Source organism: Streptomyces sp. NPDC057697 (genome assembly GCF_042799335.1).
Taxonomy (GTDB): domain Bacteria; phylum Actinomycetota; class Actinomycetes; order Streptomycetales; family Streptomycetaceae; genus Streptomyces.
This window is the reverse complement of sequence record NZ_JBHVJA010000003.1, coordinates 759,168-779,516: the sequence shown is the minus strand read 5'-3', so window position 1 is coordinate 779,516 and position 20,349 is coordinate 759,168. Positions and strand designations below refer to the sequence as shown.

The window sequence follows — 20,349 nt, the reverse complement described above, 5'->3', positions numbered from 1 at the left end:
GGTCGCCCGTCAGAGCCGAGCCGTCGCCCGCCGGAGCAGCGCCGACGCCTACCGGAGCAGCGCCGACGTCCGCCGGACCGCGTGGGGTCGCCCACCGAAGCTGAGCCGTCGCCCGCCGGAGCAGCGCCATCGCCTACCGGAACAGCGCCAGGGGCCGCTCCGGGCGGGTCGGTGCGGTAGGGCGGTGGTCAGCCGAGCTTGGAGACGTCGCGCACCGCGCCCCGGTCCGCGCTCGTCGCCATCGCCGCGTAGGCCCGCAGCGCCGCCGAGACCTTGCGCTCGCGGTTCTTCGGCGCGTAGACGCCGTTCAGCGCCTCGCGGCGTCCGGCCAGCTCGGTCTCGGGGACGAGGAGCTCGATCGACCGGCTCGGGATGTCGATCCTGATCCGGTCGCCGTCCTCGACCAGCGCGATCGTGCCGCCCGATGCGGCCTCCGGCGACGCGTGGCCGATGGACAGGCCCGACGTACCGCCGGAGAAGCGGCCGTCGGTCACCAGGGCGCAGGCCTTGCCGAGGCCGCGGCCCTTGAGGAAGGAGGTCGGGTACAGCATCTCCTGCATGCCGGGGCCGCCGCGCGGGCCCTCGTAACGGATGACGACGACGTCGCCCTCCTTGATCTCCTTGCGGAGGATCTTGTCGACGGCCTCCTCCTGCGACTCGCAGACGACCGCCGGGCCCTCGAACGTCCAGATCGACTCGTCGACGCCCGCCGTCTTCACGACGCAGCCGTCCACGGCGAGGTTCCCCTTGAGGACCGCCAGGCCGCCGTCCTTGGAGTAGGCGTGCGCCAGGTCGCGGATGCAGCCGCCGGCCGCGTCCAGGTCGAGGGTGTCCCAGCGCTCGGACTGCGAGAAGGCGGTCGCGGAGCGGACGCATCCGGGCGCCGCGTGCCACAGCTCGACGGCCTCCGGGGACGGGGAGCCACCGCGGACGTCCCAGTTCTTCAGCCACTCGGCGAGGGAGTCGGAGTGGACCGCGTGCACGTCCTCGTCGAGCAGGCCGCCGCGGTGCAGCTCACCGAGGATGGCGGGGATGCCGCCGGCCCGGTGGACGTCCTCCATGTAGTACGTGCCGCCGGGGGCCACGTTGGGCGCGACCTTCGAGAGGCAGGGGACCCGGCGCGAGACCTCGTTGATGTCGTCGAGGTCGTACGCCAGCTCGGCCTCCTGGGCGGCGGCCAGCAGGTGCAGGATCGTGTTGGTGGAGCCGCCCATCGCGATGTCGAGCGCCATGGCGTTGTCGAACGCGGCCCGGGTGCCGATGGAACGGGGCAGGACCGAGGCGTCGTCCTGCTCGTAGTAGCGGCGGGTGATCTCGACGACCGTGCGGCCGGCCTCCTCGTACAGCGCCTTGCGGGCGGTGTGCGTGGCGAGGACGGAGCCGTTGCCGGGGAGGGAGAGGCCGAGGACCTCGGTCAGGCAGTTCATCGAGTTGGCGGTGAACATGCCGGAACAGCTGCCGCAGGTGGGACAGGCGTTCTCCTCGATGCGGAGGATGTCCTCGTCCGAGATGTTCTCGTTGACCGCGTCGCTGATCGCGTTGATCAGGTCGAGCTTGCGGACCGTGCCGTCGACGAGGGTGGCCTTGCCGGCCTCCATCGGGCCGCCGGAGACGAAGACCGTCGGGATGTTGAGGCGCATCGCGGCCATCAGCATGCCGGGGGTGATCTTGTCGCAGTTGGAGATGCAGATCAGCGCGTCCGCGCAGTGCGCCTCGACCATGTACTCGACGGAGTCGGCGATCAGGTCGCGGGAGGGGAGGCTGTAGAGCATCCCGGCGTGGCCCATCGCGATGCCGTCGTCGACGGCGATGGTGTTGAACTCGCGGGGCACGGCGCCCGCGGCCTTGATGGCGTCGGAGACGATCCGGCCGACCGGGGCCAGGTGGGTGTGGCCGGGAACGAACTCGGTGAAGGAGTTGGCGACCGCGATGATCGGCTTGCCGATGTCCTCGCTCGCTACGCCCGAGGCCCGCATGAGGGCGCGGGCGCCCGCCATGTTGCGGCCGTGAGTGACAGTGCGGGACCTCAGCTGGGGCATCGTCTCTCGCTCCTTCGACGTTAAAGACTGCCTCCGAGCGTACGCCTCCGACTCCAAGATCTGGACACAGTGTCCGAAATGCGGGATGACGTGCTCGGTGGATGGGCGGCGGTACGGGAGCGGCAGCCGCGCCCGGAGAGGGGCGGAGCCGACCGGTCCGGTGCCCGGCGGGGCCGGTGGTGAAGCGGTCCGGTGCCCGGCGGAGCCGGTGGTGAAGCGGTCGGGGCACGCGGGGGCGGCCGTCAGGGGCGGGGCGCCCGGGTCGGGGACGATGCCAGATGGAGCCGGGTGAAGGCCAGCGCCTCCGCGAGGTCGGCCTCGCGTTCGGCGGTCGACATGGCGCGGCGGGTATTGACCTCGATGACGACATGGCCGTCGAAACCGGTACGGGCCAGACGCTCCAGGAGCTCGGCGCAGGGCTGGTCGCCGCGGCCGGGAACCAGGTGCTCGTCCTTGTTGGAGCCCTTGCCGTCGGCGAGGTGGACATGGGCGAGCCGGTCGCCCATCCGCTCGACCATCGCCATGCCGTCGGTGCGGGCCGTCGCGGTGTGCGAGAGGTCCACGGTGAAGTGGCGGTAGTCGTCGTGCGTGACGTCCCAGTCGGGGGCGTAGGCGAGCATCTCGCGGTCCCGGTAGCGCCAGGGGTACATGTTCTCGACGGCGAACCGCACATCGGTCTCGCCCGCCATGCGCCAGATCCCGGTGACGAAGTCGCGCGCGTAGTTGCGCTGCCAACGGAACGGCGGATGGACGACCACGGTCGTCGCCCCGAGCTTCTCCGCGGCGGCGCGGGCCCGCTGGAGCTTCACCCAGGGATCGGTGGACCAGACGCGCTGGGTGATCAGCAGACAGGGCGCGTGGACGGCGAGGATCGGCACCTGGTGGTAGTCGGAGAGCCGTCGCAGTGCCTCGATGTCCTGGCTGACGGGGTCGGTCCACACCATGACCTCGACACCGTCGTAACCAAGACGCGCGGCGATCTCGAAGGCCGTCGCGGTCGACTCCGGGTAGACCGAAGCCGTCGACAGGGCGACCTTCGCATCCGGGATGCGCACCACTGGTTCTGCCACTGGGACAGCGTACGGGCAGTGGTACACGGAGCCGAGGGGTCCCGGCGGAAAGTGAGCAGGGCCATGACGGGCTTCCGGCCACCCGGGGCCGTTCCGCACCCGCCCCGCACCTGCCCCCGCACCCGCTCAGCCCAGCGCGGCCCGCTCCGCGGGCAGGTGGTCCAGACGGCGCAGGATGACGCCCTCGCGCAGCGCCCAGGGGCAGATCTCCAGCTCCTCGACCCCGAAGAGGTCCATGGCCCCCTCCGCGACCAGCGCCCCGGCGAGCAGCTGCGCGGCCCGGCCCTCGGAGACACCGGGCAGCTCGCCGCGCTGGTCGACGGTCATCGCCGCCAGCTTCGGCACCCACTCCTCCAGCGCCTTGCGGGTGAGGCCGCGCTGCACGTACAGGCCCTCGGCGGAGCGCGCGGCGCCCGCGATCCTGGCGAGCTGCTTGAAGGTCTTGGACGTGGCCACGACGTGGTCCGGGCGGCCGAGGCGGGTGAACTCCCCGACGCTCCGGGCGATGCTGGCCCGGACGTGGCGGCGCAGCGCCTTCACCTCGGCCGGGTCCGCCGGGTCGCCCGGCAGCCACCCGGCGGTGAGCCGACCGGCCCCGAGCGGCAGCGACACCGCGGCGTCCGGCTCCTCGTCCATGCCGTACGCGATCTCCAGCGAACCGCCGCCGATGTCCAGGACCAGCAGCCGCCCCGACGACCAGCCGAACCAGCGGCGCGCGGCGAGGAAGGTGAGCCGGGCCTCCTCGGCGCCGCTGAGGACGGCGAGGTCGATGCCGGTCTCGTCGCGCACCCGGGCCAGCACCCGGTCGGCGTTGCTCGCCTCCCGCACCGCGGAGGTGGCGAACGGAAGGACGTCCTCGCACCCCTTGTCCTCGGCGGCCTGGAGCGCGCCGGTGATCGTCGCCACGAGCCGGTCCACGCCCTCGGGCCCGATCGCCCCGTCCTCGTCGAGAAGTTCGGCCAGGCGGAGCTCCGCCTTGTGCGAGTGCGCGGGCAGCGGGCGCGCGCCGGGGTGCGCGTCCACCACCAGCAGGTGCACCGTGTTCGAACCCACGTCGAGGACTCCGAGTCTCATGGCAGGAACGCTACCGGGACCTCAGCCTTACTCTTGGCGCGTGCCAAAGACGAAAAAGGCGAAGCCGGGCAAAAACACGAAGAAACAGAGAACGAAGCAGGAGATGCCGCGACAGGAAGTGAACGGACCGGTCCGGTCCGAGGACGAGGCGGGGGACGAGAAGGGGATCGACTTCGCGCGCGCCTGGGTCGAATTCCCGGATCCCGCGGACGACGAACAGATCTTCCGCTGCGACCTGACCTGGCTGACCTCCCGGTGGACCTGCATCTTCGGCAGCGGCTGCCAGGGCATCCAGGCGGGCCGCGCCGACGACGGATGCTGCACGCTGGGGGCGCACTTCTCGGACGAGGACGACGAGAAGCGGGTGTCGGAGCATGTCGCGCGGCTGACCCCCGAGCTGTGGCAGTTCCACGACGTCGGTACCGGGACGGGCTGGGTCGAGGTCGACGACGACGGAGAACGCCAGACACGGCGCTGGAAGGGCTCGTGCATCTTCCAGAACCGGCCCGGGTTCGCGGCGGGCGCGGGCTGCTCCCTGCACATCCTGGCGCTGCGGGAGGGCAAGGAGCCCCTGGAGACCAAGCCGGACGTCTGCTGGCAGCTGCCGATCCGGCGCACGTACGACTGGATCGACCGGCCCGACGACACACGGGTGCTCCAGGTGTCGATCGGCGAGTACGACCGCAGGGGCTGGGGCCCCGGCGGTCACGATCTGCACTGGTGGTGCACTTCGGCGACCTCGGCGCACGGGGCCGGGGAGCCGGTGTACGTCTCCTACCGGCCCGAGCTCACCGAGATGATGGGCGAGGAGGCGTACGAGCGGCTCGCCGAACTGTGTGAGCAGCGGCTCGCCTCGCTGCTGCCGATGGCCCCGCACCCGGCGGATCCGGTCGCCCCGGCGTGACGGGGGCGGTCCGTTCGGTGTGACGGGAGCGGGGGACCCGGCGTGACGGAGCGGCCGACTCCGTGTGACAGGGCGGCCGACTCCGTGTGACGGGGTGGTCGACGCCCGTGACGGGAGCGGTCCGTTCGGCGTGACGGGAGCGGCTGGTTCGGTGAGACGGGTCGGGCGATCCGGCGTGACGAGGGTGGTCGACCCGGCGTGACGGAAGCGGTCGACCCGGCGTGACGGAAGCGGTCGACCCGGCGTGACGGAAGCGGTCGACCCGGCGTGACGGGACGGTCGACCCGGTGTAATGGGGCAGTCGACCCGGCGTAACGGGAGCGGCTGGTTCGGTGCTACGGGAGCGGTCCGCCCGGCGTGACGGGGCGGTCGACCCGGCCTGACAGGAGCGGTCCGTTCGGCGTGACGGGAGCGGCTGGTTCGGTGAGACGGGTCGGGCGGCGTGCCCCGCCCCGTCTCAGCGCCCCGTCTCAGCGCCCCGTCTCAGCGCCCCGTCTCAGCGCCGCTGGTTCGGGCCCGGGTCGGTCGGGGTCGTGGAGGCGGACGGGTCCGGGGACGGCGAGGGGTGGCCGGTGGGGTCCGGGGCCGTCGGCGACGGTGTCGGGTCACCGGGGCCGGAGGTCGGGCCCGCCGTCGGCGTGGGGTCCGGCGAGGACGCGGGCGGATCCGAGGGCCCGGGGCCGGTGGAGGGGTCGGCCGGGTGGACCGGGCCGACGGGCGGGGCCACCGGCCCCCGGCCCCGGATCACCACCGCCGAACCCGAGGGGGCGAGGGCGATGCGCGCGCTCCACGGCCCGGCCGGTTGCCGCCGGTGGTCCACGAGGACGTGCAGCGTCACGCTCTCGCCCGCGGCGAGCGTGCCCGAGGGGCGGCTCAGCCGGACCCAGGACACATCCGCGCGGGCCGACCAGGCGACCGGTGCGCCGCCCGACGCGGTCAGCCGGATCAGGGTCGTGCCCGCGGACGAACGGGCCTCGACGGTGAGCCCGCCGGCGCCGTGGCCCGCGCTGATCACCTCCGCCGAGACGTCCGGGGCGCGGCCGTCCTCGAAGCGGGCGCCGGGCTGGGGGCGGGCATTGCCCGCGTTCTCGTAGGGGCCGTCCGAGCCGTCCCCGGAACCGTGCCGGCCGTCCGTCTCGGTGGCGGTGACCGACGCTCCCTCGTGGCCCTCGCCGGTCAGCGGGGCGCCGCGGTAGGCGGTCCACAGCGCGATCACCGGGGCGGCCACGACCGTCGCCACCACCGTCGTCGTCACGACCCTGGCCCGCAGCCGGTCCCGGCGCGCGGCGTGGTCCTTCGGGTCCAGGGGGAAGCCCGCCCGGTCGAAGCGGGGGCCGCCGGAGCGGGTGCGCTGGGCGCGGACCATCGCGACGTACGCCGAGGGCCGGGGCGCCTCGACGACCGGCAGCCCGGCGGCCTGGGTGACGGCGGCGCCGGGCCACGGGCCCTGGGCGCCGGCCCGTTCGGCGGCCCGGCGGCAGCGGGGGCAGTCGTCGACGTGGCGGACGAGTTCGCGGCGCAGCGCGGCGGAGAGCAGGACCCGGTGTTCGCCGGTGAGCCGGGCGACGGTGGGGCAGTTGCCGGTCTCGACGACGGCGAGGGCGGCGCGGGTGCGTTCCACCTCGCAGGCCGCGGTGGCCAGGAGCTCGCGGGCGGCCACCACGTCGAGGCCCAGGACGGCGGCGACGGCGCGCGGGGCGAGGCGGTGGCGCACGGCGAGTTCGAGTGCTTCGCGCTGCTCGGGGGTGGTGCCCGCGGCCTCGGGCCAGGCCAGCCGGGCGAGTTCGCGGCGGTGCGCCTCGGCGGCGTCGGCCTCGGGGGCGTGGACGGGGCCGAGAGGGGCGCCGCCCGGTGTGCACGCGGTGGTGGCGGGGGTCTTCGCGGCCGCCGGGGGCGTACGGCATCCCGCGCGCGCCCCCTGGGCGGCTGTGGCACCCGGCTGCTGGCCCGGCGGCCCGCCCACCCGCTTCATCTCCTGATTCGAGGAGATCGCGGGGTTCGACGGCTTCGAGGGGTTCGACGGCTTCGAGGACTTCGAGGTCATGGACGGCTTGGAGGGTTTCGACGGCTTCGACAGCTTCGAGTACGTCGACGGCTTCGAGTACGTCGACGGCTTCGACGCCTTCGACGCCGACGCCTGCTTCGAGGCGAGCCTCCCCGGCTGCTTCCCGGCCTTGTGCCGGTGCGCCTGGAGCCCCTGTTTCTGCTCGGCGAGCTTGCGCATGCACACCCACCTGGCCAGCGCGTACAGCCAGGATTTACGTTCCTCCTGGCCCTCCGGGCACCGGCCGCCCTGCCGTTCCGCGATCGCGAGCACACCGCCGAGCGCCTCGACGGCGGTCTCGTGGTCGCAGAGCACCGAGAGGCAGTAGGTGAACAGGCCGTCAAGATGCGGCTCGTAACGGGCCGGTGGCCGATGCGGCGAAGGGTGCGTCGCGAGACGGGGCGCACCGTGCCGCTCCCGGTGTGCGCCGGTGGTGTGCGTGGGGGGCTCCAGACCGCTGCTCGTCACCTTGCGACCGTAGGCAGCGCAGGGCACACCTTTAGCTCCTCTTCGGCACTTTTAACCCTTACGGGTGAACGTATCCCTCAAAAGGGGACAGGAATCCTGGATTCCGGCGGCTGCCCGGCCCATCGAGGGCGGCCGCCCCGGCCATCGGAGGGCGCGTGCCCCAGCAACCCGGGGGCGCGCGCCGCCGCCGTGCGCCCGCCGCCGTGCGCCGTCGTCCCCCGTGCCCGGCGGCGTTGTCGTACCCCACCTATACGGTTGCGCCATGGCTGCCCGTACGAAAACCGCGAAGGACCGGCCGTCCTACCGCTGCACCGAGTGCGGCTGGACCACCGCCAAGTGGCTCGGCCGCTGCCCCGAGTGCCAGGCGTGGGGCACGGTCGAGGAGTTCGGCGGCTCCCCCGCCGTGCGGACCACCGCGGCCGGCCGGGTCAGCACCGCCGCGCTCCCCATCGGCCAGGTCGACAGCCGCCAGGCCACCGCCCGCTCGACCGGCGTCGGCGAGCTGGACCGGGTGCTCGGCGGCGGTCTCGTGCCGGGCGCCGTGGTGCTCCTCGCGGGCGAGCCGGGCGTCGGCAAGTCGACGCTGCTGCTGGACGTCGCCGCCAAGGCGGCGAGCGAGGACCACCGCACGCTCTACGTCACGGCCGAGGAGTCCGCGAGCCAGGTGCGGCTGCGCGCCGACCGGATCCGGGCGATCGACGACCATCTGTACCTCGCCGCCGAGACCGACCTCTCCGCGGTCCTCGGTCATCTCGACGCCGTCAAGCCCTCGCTCCTCGTCCTGGACTCCGTACAGACCGTCGCGTCGCCCGAGATCGAAGGGGCGCCGGGCGGCATGGCGCAGGTCCGGGAGGTCGCCGGGGCCCTCATCCGGGCCTCCAAGGAGCGCGGCATGTCGACGCTCCTGGTCGGCCACGTCACCAAGGAGGGGGCGATCGCGGGTCCGCGCCTGCTGGAGCACCTGGTCGACGTGGTGCTGTCCTTCGAGGGCGACCGCCATGCCCGCCTCCGGCTCGTACGGGGCGTCAAGAACAGGTACGGCGCGACCGACGAGGTCGGCTGCTTCGAGCTGCACGACGAGGGGATCACCGGCCTCGCCGACCCCTCCGGGCTCTTCCTCACCCGGCGCGACGAGCCCGTGCCCGGCACCTGTCTGACCGTCACCCTGGAGGGCAAGCGGCCGCTCGTCGCCGAGGTGCAGGCGCTGACGGTCGACTCCCAGATCCCCTCGCCCCGGCGCACCACCTCCGGTCTGGAGACCTCCCGGGTCTCGATGATGCTCGCGGTCCTGGAGCAGCGCGGCCGGATCAGCTCGCTGGGCAAGCGGGACATCTACAGCGCGACGGTCGGCGGGGTGAAGCTCTCCGAGCCCGCCGCGGACCTCGCGGTCGCGCTGGCCCTGGCCAGTGCGGCCAGTGACACCCCCCTGCCGAAGAACCTGGTGGCGATCGGCGAGGTGGGTCTCGCGGGCGAAGTCAGAAGGGTGACCGGGGTCCAGCGCAGGCTGGCCGAGGCGCACCGGCTGGGCTTCACGCACGCGCTGGTTCCGACCGACCCGGGGAAGGTCCCGGCCGGTATGAAGGTCACAGAAGTCGCCAACATGGGCGACGCGCTGAGAGTCCTCCCGCGCCGGTCTCGCGCACAGGCCCCCCAGGAGGAGGGCGCACGCCGGTAGACTTTGCCCTGGTCTCGCCCGTCCGTACGAACGGTACGAGGGACGTAAGGGCACCGCAAACCTGTGACCGGAGGAGTGCAGTGGCAGCCAACGACCGGGCAGCATCGCCCGGAAAGTCCGGCCAAGGCACCGGTAATGAGGCGCTGATGCGCGCCTCGCTGAGCGCCGTGGCGCCCGGGATGGCGCTGCGGGACGGCCTGGAGCGCATCCTCCGCGGCAACACCGGTGGACTGATCGTGCTCGGCATGGACAAGACCGTCGAGTCGATGTGCACCGGCGGATTCGTGCTGGACGTGGAGTTCACCGCGACGCGCCTGCGCGAGCTGGCCAAGCTCGACGGGGCGCTGATCCTCGACAAGGACATGACCAAGATCCTGCGGGCCGGTGTGCAGCTGGTGCCGGACGCCTCCATCCCCACCGAGGAGACCGGCACCCGTCACCGCACGGCGGACCGGGTCTCCAAGCAGTGCAATTTCCCGGTCGTCTCGGTCTCCCAGTCGATGCGCCTGATCGCGCTCTACGTGGACGGGGAGCGCCGGGTCCTGGAGGAGTCCGCCGCGATCCTCTCCCGCGCCAACCAGGCCCTCGCGACCCTGGAGCGGTACAAGCTCCGGCTGGACGAGGTCGCGGGCACGCTCTCCGCGCTGGAGATCGAGGACCTGGTGACGGTCCGGGACGTCACGGCCGTCGCGCAGCGGCTGGAGATGGTCCGCAGGATCGCCACCGAGATCGCGGAGTACGTGGTCGAGCTGGGCACCGACGGCCGTCTTCTCTCGCTCCAGCTCGACGAGTTGATCGCGGGCGTCGAGCCGGAGCGCGAGCTGGTCGTACGCGACTACGTGCCGGAGCCGACCGCGAAGCGGTCCCGTACGGTCGCCGAGGCGCTGACCGAGCTGGACGCGCTCACCCACACCGAGCTGCTCGAACTCCCGGTCGTGGCAAGGGCGCTGGGCTACAGCGGCTCGCCCGAGACGCTGGACTCGGCGGTCTCGCCGCGCGGCTTCCGGCTGCTGGCGAAGGTGCCGCGGCTGCCCGGAGCGATCATCGACCGGCTGGTGGAGCACTTCGGCGGTCTCCAGAAGCTGCTCGCCGCCAGCGTGGACGACCTCCAGACCGTGGACGGCGTCGGCGAGGCGCGGGCCCGCAGCGTGCGCGAGGGGCTGTCCCGGCTGGCCGAGTCGTCGATCCTCGAACGGTACGTGTAGCGCGGAAGCGACCGCGGTACGGACGGACGGGGCCCGGGAGACCGGGCCCCGCCGTGTTGCCGGGGCCCGCCCCGGCCGCCCGCTCAGTCCTTCGCGAGAACGAACGAGGCGCGCTGCACCGGCTCGCCCGGCGCCTTCGCCTCGACGAGGTACGTACCCGGCGCGGCCGTTCCCGCGGGCGGTGTCGCGCAGTGCGGGGAGCTCTTCTTCCGGTCCCACTCCACGGTGTGGACGACGGTCCCGCCCGCCGGGACCTTCAGCAGCAGGGCGGCCGCGTCGCGCGGGCAGTCCCGCGAGGACCACACCTGGTGGTCGTCGCCACCGGCCTCGGTGATGGTGAGCACCGCGCTCCTGGGGCCGAGGTCGGCCTTGCAGGTGGTGGCCGAGGTGTTCTTGACGACCAGCTCGAACCTCGGCTTCTTGCCGGGGCCGTAGCTGAGTTCGGTGCTCAGGCTCAGCCGCAGTGCCGCGGGGGTGCAGTCGGGGAGCGGGGAGGAGGCCGGGACCTGCTGGCCGGCCGTTCCGCCGCCACCGGCGCCGCCCGCTCCGCCGCCCGTTCCGCCGCCGGACCCCGTACCGCCGTCGCCCGTGCCGTCGTTGCCGGGGCCCGCGTCCGTACCGTCGCCGTCGCCGGAGCCGTTGCCGCCGGAGTCGTCCGACTCGTCGCGTCCGCCCGGCTGTTGGGTGATGGCCGGGCCGGAGCCGCCGGGGCCCGGGGTGATCTCGTGCGCGGGGGCCGATCCGGCGGGCCGGGCGTCGTCCTTGCTCTTCTCGTCGTCCCCGCCCGAGGTGACGGCCCATACGATCAGCAGAGCGATCAGCGCAACGAGCGTCGCCGCTACGGCCCTCCGTCGCCAGTAGATCGTGGAGGGAAGCGGACCGATCGGATTACGCAAAGATCCCACGGCTCAAACTCTACGAGAGATCGGCGCCGACTCCCGCCCCACCCGCCGCTCCGGGCGGCAAGTTTTACGGATCATCATCACGGGCGGCCCGAATCCGCCCCACGAAGCCCCCGAGTTGGCCGTCGGACGACGCCCGGATGAACTCCCGGTTTCATTCACTACCCTCTGTCACATGGATAGTTCAGTTACGGCCCCGCTCTACCGGGACATCACCGACTTCGCACATGACATGCCGTCATGGGTGCAGCATCTGGCCGAGATATGGACGGAGCTCGGGCTCCTGGTCTTCGGCGTCCTGTTCATCACCGGGTGGTGGCGCGCCCGGAACCAGGACGACCGGGCCCTGGCGCTGGCGGTGCTGGCGCCCGTCGCTACGGCCTTCGGCTACGTGGCCAGCGAGGTGCTCAAGTCGATGATCAACGAGGAGCGGCCGTGCCGGGCGGTGGCGGGCGCGGCGGCCTCGCTGGTGACCTGCCCGCCGGCCGGGGACTGGTCCTTCCCCAGCAACCACTCCGCCATCGCCGGAGCGGCGGCGGTCGCGCTGGCGATCTCCCGGCCCCGGCTGGCCTGGCTCACCGTGCCGATGGCGCTGCTGATGGCCTTCTCCCGGGTCTTCGTCGGCGTGCACTACCCGCATGACGTGGTGGTCGGGCTGGTGCTGGGCTCCGTGGTCTCGGCCGTGGTGGTCCTCGTACTGCGCCGCCCGGCACAGTCGCTCGCCCGGACCGTGCGCACCAGCGCGGCGCCCGTGGCGGCCTGGGCCGCGGGGCCTGGCGCGGTGCCTCCCCGCCGCTCCCGGCGACGGGGCAAGCGGCACTGACGCCGCCGCTCACGCCGGAGGAGCCCGCTTGGGCCGGTTGCCGGACCGCCGGGGCTCGGACGGGTGGCATTATCACCCCAAGGGCCCCCGGCGGGAGCGACACCACCGTACGCGGAACCGTCGTCCGTCCTTCCGTGCCAGGATCGTCGGTGCGATGACTGCCATGACTGCGACACAGACGCCCCCCACCTCCCTCCATTCCCCCGTGATCGGGTGGTTCGACCAGCACGCCCGCGATCTGCCCTGGCGCCGCCCCGAAGCGGGCGCCTGGGGTGTGATGGTGAGCGAGTTCATGCTGCAGCAGACCCCCGTGAACCGAGTCCTCCCGGTGTACGAGCAGTGGCTCGCCCGCTGGCCCCGCCCCGCCGACCTGGCCGCCGAGCCGCCCGGCGAGGCGGTCCGCGCCTGGGGCCGCCTCGGCTACCCCCGCCGGGCACTGCGCCTGCACGGCGCGGCGCAGGCAATAACGGAACGGCACGGCGGCGACGTACCGAGCGAGCACGCCCAGCTGCTCGCCCTGCCCGGGATCGGCGAGTACACCGCGGCGGCGGTGGCCTCGTTCGCGTACGGGCAGCGCCACGCGGTGCTCGACACGAACGTCCGCCGGGTGTTCGCGCGGGCCGCGTCCGGGATCCAGTACCCGCCGAACGCGACCACCGCCGCCGAGCGCAAGCTCGCCCGCGCGCTGCTCCCCGAGGAGGACGAGCGGGCCGCCCGCTGGGCCGCCGCGACGATGGAGCTCGGGGCCCTCGTCTGCACCGCCAAGAACGAGGACTGCACACGGTGCCCGATCTCCGGGCAGTGCGCCTGGCGGCTGGCCGGGAAGCCCGCCCACCAGGGGCCTCCGCGGCGCGGCCAGACCTACGCCGGGACCGACCGGCAGGTGCGCGGCCGACTGCTCGCCGTGCTGCGCGAGGCCGTGACGCCGGTGCCGCAGTCGGTGCTGGACGCGGTCTGGGACGAACCGGTGCAGCGCGCCCGCGCGCTGGACGGCCTGGTCGCCGACGGCCTGGTCGAGCCCCTGGCCGGAGGGCAGTACCGGCTGCCCCTGACCTGAGAACGCACCCGCTCCCCCGCTGTTACACAACCGATGGACAGCCGTGCGTCGGCGTATGGCTGCTCCGCACAGCCCCGTGACAACTGCTCCGTAGCGTCTTCTCCCGTCAGCCCGACCGAACGATGGCTGGCGGCGGGACCACGGGGATCCACGGGGACGGAGGCGGTTGGAATGGCGCACGGCGAGGTGCTCGCATTCGAGGACTACGTACGCACTCGGCACGACGCGCTGCTGCGCAGCGCGCGACGGCTGGTCCCGGACCCGGTGGACGCACAGGACCTGCTCCAGACCGCCCTGGTCCGTACGTACGGCCGCTGGGACGGCATCGCCGACAAGTCGCTGGCCGATGCCTACCTGCGCCGCGTCATGATCAACACCCGCACCGAGTGGTGGCGGGCCCGCAAGCTCGACGAGGTCCCCACCGAGCAGCTTCCCGACGCGAGCGTCGAGGACGGCACCGAGCAGCGCGCCGACCGCGCCCTGCTGATGGACGTGCTGGGCGTCCTGGCTCCCAAGCAGCGCAGCGTCGTCGTGCTGCGACACTGGGAGCAGATGAGTACCGAGGAGACGGCCGCCGCGCTCGGCATGTCTGCCGGTACGGTGAAGAGCACGCTGCACCGTGCGCTGGCACGGCTGCGCCAGGAGCTGGAGAGCCGGGAGGCGGCGAGCAGGGAGGACCGGCTCCGCGAGGAGCAGGTCCGGCCGGCCGGCCGTGCCCCGGCACCGGCCCGTGCGCGGGTGGGCAGGCATACGGACGAACGGGGGCGGGAGCGTTGCGCGGCCTGACAGCCAGCGGCGACGGTGGGGACCGTGGCGGTGGAAGAGATGACGGTGGCCGCGCGGCCACCGTCCGACGTGGCCGGATCCTGACCGGCTGGGCGGCGAGCGCCACGACCCTGGTCGGCCTCGCCGCCTTCGGGCTGCTCGTGGTCAGCTGCTCGACCGGGGGCACCGGCACCCGTGACGAGGGCCCGGCGGGCACCCAGCCGGTCGCCCAGGTCACGCCCAGCGACGAGCCGTCCTCCTCCGCGAAGCCCGCCGGGCGCATCGATCCCGTCTCCCTGCTCAAGAACGACCCCAAGGTCAGCGAGCGGGTCAGAACCGATCTGAAGCCCTGCACCGGCTCCGCGTACCCGGTGGACACCTCGTACGGCACCATGACCGGGGGTTCCTCGCCCGATGTCGTGGTCAACGTGATGACCTGCGGCGACTCGGTGGGCGTCGGCACCTATGTGTACCGGCCGCAGAGCGACGGCCGGTACGAGAACGTGTTCGCCATCGAGCAGCCCGCGGTCTACGGCACCATCGACCGCGGTGACCTGGTGGTGACGACCCAGGTGTACGAGAAGAAGGACTCGGTCGCGTATCCCTCCGGCGAGGAAGTCATCACCTACCGCTGGTCGGGCAGTCGCTTCAACGAGCACGACCGGGTGCACAACGACTTCAACCGAGCCGTCGGCAGCGGTGGAGCGGCCCTTCCGGGGGACGCCGGTCCGGCGGGGAACTGAGAGCAGTCTGATGGCCGAGACCCACGTCCTGTTCGTCGAGGACGACGACGTCATCCGCGAGGCCACCCAGCTGGCGCTGGAGCGCGACGGCTTCGTGGTGACCGCCATGCCCGACGGGCTGTCCGGCCTTGAGGCGTTCCGGGCCGACCGCCCGGACATCGCGCTCCTCGACGTGATGGTGCCGGGGCTCGACGGGGTCAGCCTCTGCCGTCGCATCCGTGACGAGTCGACGGTGCCGGTGATCATGCTGTCCGCCCGCGCGGACTCGATCGACGTGGTGCTGGGCCTGGAGGCCGGCGCCGACGACTACGTCACCAAGCCCTTCGACGGGGCGGTCCTGGTCGCCCGGATCCGGGCCGTGCTGCGTCGCTTCGGCCACGCCTCGGGCGGGCAGCCGGGGATCGGGGAGCCGGATCCGGAGCCGGTGGGAGGGGTGCTGGTCTTCGGTGATCTGGAGGTCGACACCGAGGGCATGGCGGTCCACCGCGGCGGTGAGCAGGTGGCGCTGACGCCGACCGAGATGCGGCTGCTGCTGGAGTTCTCCGCGGCGCCCGGCACGGTGCTCTCCCGCGACAAACTCCTGGAGCGGGTATGGGACTACGGATGGGGCGGTGACACCCGGGTCGTGGACGTCCATGTGCAGCGGCTGCGCACCAAGATCGGCCAGGAACGGATCGAGACGGTCCGCGGCTTCGGCTACAAACTCCGGCCATGAAGCGGCCCGCCCTGCGGACGGGAGTCCGCTGGAAGATCAGCATCGCGATCGCGGCGGTCGGCGCGCTGACCGCGGTGGCGCTCAGCTTCGTCGTGCACAACGCGGCCCGGGTCTCGATGCTGGAGAACGCCCGCGAGGTCCAGCTGGACCGGCTGACGTACGCGCAGCTGCTGTACGAGGCCACGAAGACGAAGAAGGCCGACCTCCGGTTCGGCGCCAAGCTCAACGACCCGACGATGCCGCGCAGCCTGCGCGCGGAGACCACCAGGAACCGGCGGGCCACCCATGTCGAGGAGTCCGTCGAGGGGGTGCCGGACGTCTGGGCGGCGGTACCGGTCGGCCATGGCGATGTGCTCTCGCTGCACACCCGGTTCGCGGGCCGTTCCTCCACGATCATGGCCGATCTCGACCGGGCGCTGATCATCGGCTCGGTCTCGGTGGTGTTCGGCGGCTGTGCGCTGGGGGTGCTGATCGGCGGGCAGCTGTCGCGCCGGCTGCGCAAGGCGGCGGCCGCGGCGGGCAAGGTCGCGCAGGGCAATACGGATGTACGGGTCCGGGAGGCCGTCGGCGGGGTCGTCCAGGACGAGACCGATGAGCTGGCCGCCGCGGTGGACGCGCTGACGGACGCGCTGAACGCGCGGATCGAGGCGGAGCGCCGGGTCACCGCGGACATCGCGCACGAGCTGCGTACGCCGGTGACCGGTCTGCTGACGGCGGCCGAGTTGCTGCCGCCCGGCCGCCCCACCGAGCTGGTGCGGGACCGGGCGCAGGCGATGCGCACGCTGGTCGAGGACGTGCTGGAGGTGGCCCGGCTGGACAGCGCGTCGGAGCGGGCCGAGCTCCAGGAGCTCGCGCTCGGGGAGTTCGTCAGCCGACGGATCGCGCTGCTGGACCCGGATGTACGGGTACGGGTGGTGCACGAGTCCTGGGTCAACACCGATCCGCGCCGGCTGGAGCGCATTCTCGGCAATCTGCTCGGCAACGCCGCCAAGCACGGCGCGACGCCGGTGGAGGTCACGGTCGAGGGCCGGGTGGTCCGGATCCGCGATCACGGCTCCGGGTTCCCGGCGGCGCTGCTGCGCGAGGGGCCGAGCCGGTTCCGTACCGGCAGCAGCGACCGGGCGGGTCATGGACACGGCCTCGGGCTGACGATCGCGGCCGGTCAGGCCCGGGTCCTCGGGGCCCGGCTGACCTTCCGCAACGCGGCGCCGGAGGGGGCCGCAGAGGGCACGGGCGGCGCGATCGCGGTGCTCTGGCTGCCCGAGCACGCGCCGACGAACACCGGCAGCTTCCCGATGCTCCAGGTGGCCGAGCAACGGGGCCCGGACGAAGCGGCACAAGGCGCGGAACCGGGCGCCGGAAAACGGCCCGGCAACTGAACCGGACACGACAACGGTCCCCGAGCACGCGCGCTGAACCGGACACGACGACGGCCCCGAGCACACGCGCCGAACCGGACACGACGACGGCCCCGGGCACGCTCCGGCGGCCGGGGCGACGCGGCGACGGGCCCGCTGGGCCGTCGGCCGGACAGCGAAGGAGGCTCCCGGGGCGCGCCCCGGGAGCCTCCTCGTACGCCGTGCGGGATCAGACGGATTCGGCCTGCTTGGTGGCCGGGCCCGCGCCGCGCAGCGGGACCTCCTTGACGAAGACCGAGGCCACCAGCGCGATCAGGGCGACCGAGGCGCCGACGAGGAACGCGATGTGCGTGCCGGACGACACCGCGAACTGGTAGGCCTCGCGCGCCGCGTCCGGCAGCTTCGCCAGGCTCGCCGCGTCCAGCTGCGCGGACTTCTCGGTGGCCGCGCCGCCGCCGCGGGCCACCATCTCGTCCTGCACCCGGCCGGTGAACAGCGCGCCCATGATCGCGACGCCGAAGGAGCTGCCGAGCGAACGGAAGAGGGTCGCGCCGGAGGAGGCGACGCCCATGTCCTTCATCTCCACGCTGTTCTGGGCGACGAGCATCGTGATCTGCATCAGGAAGCCCATGCCCGCGCCGAGCACCGCCATGTAGACGCCGGAGGTGAACCGGGTGGTGTCGACGTCCATCCGGGAGAGCAGGAAGAGGCCGGTCACCATCAGCACGGAGCCGATCACGGGGAAGATCTTGTACTTGCCGGTGCTGGTGGTGACCCGCCCGGCGATCAGCGAGACGGCCATCATCGCCAGCAGCATCGGCAGGAGCAGCAGACCCGAGTTGGTGGCCGAGGCGCCCTGGACGGACTGCTGGTACAGCGGCAGGAAGAGCACCGCGCCGAACATCACGAAGCCCGCCACGAAGCCGACGACGGCCATCAGGGTGAAGTTGCGGCTGCGGAAGACACGCAGCGGAATGATCGGTTCTGCCGCCTTGGTCTCGACGAAGACGAAGCCGACGAGCGAGACGACGCCGATCGCGATGAGCTCCATGATCGCGGCGGAGTTCCAGTCGTACTCCGTACCGCCCCAGGTGGTCACCAGAACGATCGCGGTGATGCCGAGGGTCAGCAGCCCCGCGCCGAGGTAGTCGATCTTGCCCTGGGCGCCCTTCCGCTTGGGCAGGTGCAGCACGAGGGTGACCATGGCGAGGGCGATCGCGCCCAGCGGCAGGTTTATGTAGAAGCTCCAGCGCCAGCCGAGGTGGTCGGTGATGGTGCCGCCGACCAGCGGTCCGCCGATCATGGCGATGGCCATGACGCCGGCCATCATGCCCTGGTACTTGCCGCGCTCGCGGGGCGGTACGAGGTCACCGATGATCGCCATCACGCCGACCATCAGGCCGCCCGCGCCGAGCCCCTGGACCGCCCGGAATCCGATCAGCTGGCCCATGTCCTGGGCCATTCCGCTCAGCGCCGAGCCGGCCAGGAAGATCACGATGGACGTGAGGAAGATGCCCTTGCGCCCGTACATGTCGCCGAGCTTGCCCCAGATGGGGGTGGAGGCGGCGGTGGCCAGGGTGTACGCGGTGACGACCCAGGACAGATGTTCCATGCCGCCGAGGTCGCCGACGATGGTCGGCATGGCCGTGCCGACGATCAGGTTGTCCAGCATGGCGAGCAGCATCGTGATCATCAGGGCGAGCATCACCACCCGGACACTCCGCTGCGGCACTTCGGGTTGCGCCGCCGGACGGTCGGCGACGGCCGCCGTCCCGCCGGCCGCCTTCTTCAGATCGGACATCGGTCCCCACTCCCCTGATCCCCCGGCAGACACTTACTTGCCGCCCGGCTAGTAACTACACTGGGGAAAGTAGACCCCTAACTAGCCGGGCGTCAAGTAAGTTCGTGAGGGAGAGTTTCATGGGGAGCACGCCGCAGCAGCGCCGTGGCAACACGCGCCAGCGCATTCAGGACGTCGCCCTGGAGCTTTTCGTCGAACAGGGCTATGAGAAGACCTCGCTGCGCGAGATCTCCGAGCGGCTCGATGTCACCAAGGCCGCGCTGTACTACCACTTCAAGACCAAGGAAGACATCCTGGTCAGCATCTTCGAGGACCTCAACCGTCCGGTCGAGGAGCTGCTCGCCTGGGGCCAGGAACAACCGCGCACCCTGGAGACCAAGAAGGAGATCCTCAGGCGCTACAGCGAGGCCCTGGTCGCCGTCGCCCCGCTGTTCCGCTTCATGCAGGAGAACCAGGCGACCGTACGGGACCTGCGCGTCGGCGGGACCATGAAGGAACGCCTCGTCGCCCTCGTCGCCCTGATCCAGGAACCCGACGCGTCGCTCTCCGACCAGGTGCGCTGCTCCACCGCGCTCTTCGCGACGCACGCGGGCATGTTCGCCCTCAAGGACGTCGAGGGCGACCCCGAGGAGAAGCGCAAGGCCGTCCTCGAAGTCTCCCTCGAACTGATCACCCGGGCGCACGGCCGGGATCCGGTGGAGTAGCGGGGCCGCCCCGGTGGGGTCAGACCCGCACGCCCTCCCTGTGCAGGAAGCTGACCGGGTTGACGGCCGAGCCGTAGTCGGCGGTATGCCGGATCTCGAAGTGCAGGTGCGGGCCGCTGGAGTTGCCGGTGCTGCCCGAGAGCGCGATCCGCTCGCCGGTCTTCACGGCCTCGCCGATCCGCACCTCGATCTTCGACAGGTGGGCGTACTGCGAGTACGTGCCGTTGGCGTGCTTGATCACGACGGCGTTGCCGTACGCCGGACCGTCGCCGCCGCCGTTGGGGCCGGCCTTCACGACGATGCCCTTGTGCGCGGCGTGGACCTTGGTGCCGGTCGGCACGGCGAAGTCCTGGCCGGAGTGCTTGTGGGCCCAGCGGCTGCCGTCGTTGCCGAAGCTCGCGCTCAGCTCGTAGCGGCTGACCGGGGCTCCCCAGCCGTGGGTCTTCTTCAGGGCGGCCTTCTTCGCCGCGGCCGCCTTCTTGACCGCCGCCGCCTTCTTGGCCGCGGCCTTGCCCTGCACGGCCGCCTGCTCGGCAACCGATTCGGCGGCGCCGCCGCCGAGCAGGTTCACTCCGTGCGAGGCGCCCGCCGTGGCGGTCGCGAACGCAGCGCCCACGCCGAGAACCATCGACGTTCCCAGGCCGGCCGCCACGACGGCGCCACGGACACGGGACAGGGACGGGCGGCGGGAGTGCTGGAACGAAACGCGCTTCGACATAAGCGGAGAACCTCCGGAGATGACTGGACCCGGCGTTCCGGCCGGGCTGGCCATTCCTTGGTAACCCGCACCCCGGCCCCGGCTCAAACACCCCATCTACGAACAAAAGCCGTACCCGAAGCCCCGGGAATTCACCGGCGCGGGCCGCGCGCGCCCCGCGCCCGCACCCGTCGGAAGTCCGGCTCCGGGCGCGCATGACCTTGGTTTCAAACCGTTCGAAACGGACAGATGCCAGCGATCCGGACGTCCGGCCCTTCGACCTCCGACGCCCCCTCCGGCGCGGG

17 protein-coding genes are annotated in these 20,349 nt (G+C 72.4%); 10 read left to right on the top strand and 7 right to left on the bottom strand.

The window, feature by feature from the left end; genetic code table 11:
• Positions 1–188 precede the first annotated feature (188 nt).
• The 3 genes from ilvD to ACFVFH_RS13265 form a co-directional block, all read right to left on the bottom strand.
• Entirely contained in the window at positions 189–2,039 is a 1,851-nt protein-coding gene (gene ilvD / locus ACFVFH_RS13275) for a dihydroxy-acid dehydratase (RefSeq protein ID WP_383766715.1), read from the bottom strand.
• Positions 2,040–2,281: 242 nt separating this feature from the next.
• Positions 2,282–3,097 (bottom strand): sugar phosphate isomerase/epimerase family protein, encoded by an 816-nt coding sequence (locus ACFVFH_RS13270; protein WP_383766825.1) that lies wholly within the window; start codon positions 3,095–3,097, stop codon positions 2,282–2,284.
• A 138-nt stretch (positions 3,098–3,235) separates the two neighbouring features.
• A complete protein-coding gene (locus tag ACFVFH_RS13265; protein ID WP_383766712.1) occupies positions 3,236–4,183 on the bottom strand; it encodes a Ppx/GppA family phosphatase in 948 nt (315 codons plus the stop codon).
• A gap of 40 nt (positions 4,184–4,223) precedes the next feature.
• Here ACFVFH_RS13265 and ACFVFH_RS13260 point away from each other — a divergent pair, with 40 nt between their 5' ends.
• The gene (locus ACFVFH_RS13260) at positions 4,224–5,087 is read left to right on the top strand and encodes a hypothetical protein (RefSeq protein ID WP_383766709.1); all 864 of its coding nucleotides are present in this window, start codon (positions 4,224–4,226) and stop codon (positions 5,085–5,087) included.
• 496 nt (positions 5,088–5,583) lie between these two features.
• Here the strand turns inward: ACFVFH_RS13260 and ACFVFH_RS13255 are convergent, their stop codons facing one another.
• Complete coding sequence (locus tag ACFVFH_RS13255; protein WP_383766706.1) at positions 5,584–7,599, bottom strand: hypothetical protein; 2,016 nt, start codon at positions 7,597–7,599, stop codon at positions 5,584–5,586.
• Between the two features lie 262 nt (positions 7,600–7,861).
• Between ACFVFH_RS13255 and radA the strand changes: the two genes are divergently transcribed.
• On the top strand, positions 7,862–9,274 hold the full coding sequence (radA, locus tag ACFVFH_RS13250) for a DNA repair protein RadA (RefSeq protein WP_383766703.1): 1,413 nt from the start codon (positions 7,862–7,864) through the stop codon (positions 9,272–9,274).
• An 80-nt stretch (positions 9,275–9,354) separates the two neighbouring features.
• The gene (disA, locus tag ACFVFH_RS13245; RefSeq protein ID WP_383766701.1) at positions 9,355–10,479 is read left to right on the top strand and encodes a DNA integrity scanning diadenylate cyclase DisA; all 1,125 of its coding nucleotides are present in this window, start codon (positions 9,355–9,357) and stop codon (positions 10,477–10,479) included.
• Positions 10,480–10,562: 83 nt separating this feature from the next.
• On the opposite strand, the gene ACFVFH_RS13240 is transcribed toward disA, so the two are convergent.
• Complete coding sequence (locus ACFVFH_RS13240; RefSeq protein ID WP_383766698.1) at positions 10,563–11,384, bottom strand: hypothetical protein; 822 nt, start codon at positions 11,382–11,384, stop codon at positions 10,563–10,565.
• 172 nt (positions 11,385–11,556) lie between these two features.
• On the opposite strand from ACFVFH_RS13240, the gene ACFVFH_RS13235 reads away from it, so the two are divergent.
• The 6 genes from ACFVFH_RS13235 to cseC all read left to right on the top strand — a co-directional run bounded on the left by ACFVFH_RS13235 (position 11,557) and on the right by cseC (position 16,863).
• Positions 11,557–12,204 carry a phosphatase PAP2 family protein gene (locus ACFVFH_RS13235; protein WP_383766696.1) on the top strand — a complete coding sequence of 216 codons (648 nt, stop codon included), beginning with the start codon at positions 11,557–11,559 and terminating at the stop codon, positions 12,202–12,204.
• 154 nt (positions 12,205–12,358) lie between these two features.
• Positions 12,359–13,261 (top strand): A/G-specific adenine glycosylase, encoded by a 903-nt coding sequence (locus ACFVFH_RS13230; protein WP_383766693.1) that lies wholly within the window; start codon positions 12,359–12,361, stop codon positions 13,259–13,261.
• Positions 13,262–13,432: 171 nt separating this feature from the next.
• Positions 13,433–14,047, top strand: coding sequence for a SigE family RNA polymerase sigma factor (locus ACFVFH_RS13225; protein WP_383766690.1), 615 nt, complete (start codon positions 13,433–13,435; stop codon positions 14,045–14,047).
• Positions 14,035–14,769: a hypothetical protein gene (locus tag ACFVFH_RS13220; RefSeq protein ID WP_383766687.1), complete on the top strand. Its 735-nt coding sequence runs from the start codon at positions 14,035–14,037 to the stop codon at positions 14,767–14,769. Before ACFVFH_RS13225 ends, ACFVFH_RS13220 begins: the two co-directional genes overlap by 13 nt.
• Positions 14,770–14,779: 10 nt before the next feature.
• Positions 14,780–15,484: a two-component system response regulator CseB gene (gene cseB / locus ACFVFH_RS13215; protein WP_383766684.1), complete on the top strand. Its 705-nt coding sequence runs from the start codon at positions 14,780–14,782 to the stop codon at positions 15,482–15,484.
• Positions 15,481–16,863, top strand: coding sequence for a two-component system sensor histidine kinase CseC (cseC, locus tag ACFVFH_RS13210; protein ID WP_383766681.1), 1,383 nt, complete (start codon positions 15,481–15,483; stop codon positions 16,861–16,863). Before cseB ends, cseC begins: the two co-directional genes overlap by 4 nt.
• Before the next feature lie 208 nt (positions 16,864–17,071).
• Here cseC and ACFVFH_RS13205 read toward each other — a convergent pair whose 3' ends face one another.
• Positions 17,072–18,643 carry an MDR family MFS transporter gene (locus tag ACFVFH_RS13205; RefSeq protein ID WP_383766678.1) on the bottom strand — a complete coding sequence of 524 codons (1,572 nt, stop codon included), beginning with the start codon at positions 18,641–18,643 and terminating at the stop codon, positions 17,072–17,074.
• Between the two features lie 119 nt (positions 18,644–18,762).
• On the opposite strand from ACFVFH_RS13205, the gene ACFVFH_RS13200 reads away from it, so the two are divergent.
• Positions 18,763–19,347 (top strand): TetR/AcrR family transcriptional regulator, encoded by a 585-nt coding sequence (locus ACFVFH_RS13200; protein WP_383766675.1) that lies wholly within the window; start codon positions 18,763–18,765, stop codon positions 19,345–19,347.
• 19 nt (positions 19,348–19,366) lie between these two features.
• On the opposite strand, the gene ACFVFH_RS13195 is transcribed toward ACFVFH_RS13200, so the two are convergent.
• On the bottom strand, positions 19,367–20,065 hold the full coding sequence (locus ACFVFH_RS13195) for a M23 family metallopeptidase (RefSeq protein ID WP_383766672.1): 699 nt from the start codon (positions 20,063–20,065) through the stop codon (positions 19,367–19,369).
• Between the last annotated feature and the right edge of the window lie 284 nt (positions 20,066–20,349).

Coding starts and splice junctions, on each gene's coding strand:
- ACFVFH_RS13200 (WP_383766675.1), top strand. CDS start 18,763: ATGGGGAGCACGCCGCAGCAGCGCCGTGGCAACACGCGCCAGCGCATT.
- ilvD (WP_383766715.1), bottom strand. CDS start 2,039: ATGCCCCAGCTGAGGTCCCGCACTGTCACTCACGGCCGCAACATGGCG.
- ACFVFH_RS13230 (WP_383766693.1), top strand. CDS start 12,359: ATGACTGCCATGACTGCGACACAGACGCCCCCCACCTCCCTCCATTCC.
- ACFVFH_RS13265 (WP_383766712.1), bottom strand. CDS start 4,183: ATGAGACTCGGAGTCCTCGACGTGGGTTCGAACACGGTGCACCTGCTG.
- ACFVFH_RS13195 (WP_383766672.1), bottom strand. CDS start 20,065: ATGTCGAAGCGCGTTTCGTTCCAGCACTCCCGCCGCCCGTCCCTGTCC.
- ACFVFH_RS13225 (WP_383766690.1), top strand. CDS start 13,433: ATGGCGCACGGCGAGGTGCTCGCATTCGAGGACTACGTACGCACTCGG.
- cseC (WP_383766681.1), top strand. CDS start 15,481: ATGAAGCGGCCCGCCCTGCGGACGGGAGTCCGCTGGAAGATCAGCATC.
- cseB (WP_383766684.1), top strand. CDS start 14,780: ATGGCCGAGACCCACGTCCTGTTCGTCGAGGACGACGACGTCATCCGC.
- ACFVFH_RS13205 (WP_383766678.1), bottom strand. CDS start 18,643: ATGTCCGATCTGAAGAAGGCGGCCGGCGGGACGGCGGCCGTCGCCGAC.
- radA (WP_383766703.1), top strand. CDS start 7,862: ATGGCTGCCCGTACGAAAACCGCGAAGGACCGGCCGTCCTACCGCTGC.
- ACFVFH_RS13235 (WP_383766696.1), top strand. CDS start 11,557: ATGGATAGTTCAGTTACGGCCCCGCTCTACCGGGACATCACCGACTTC.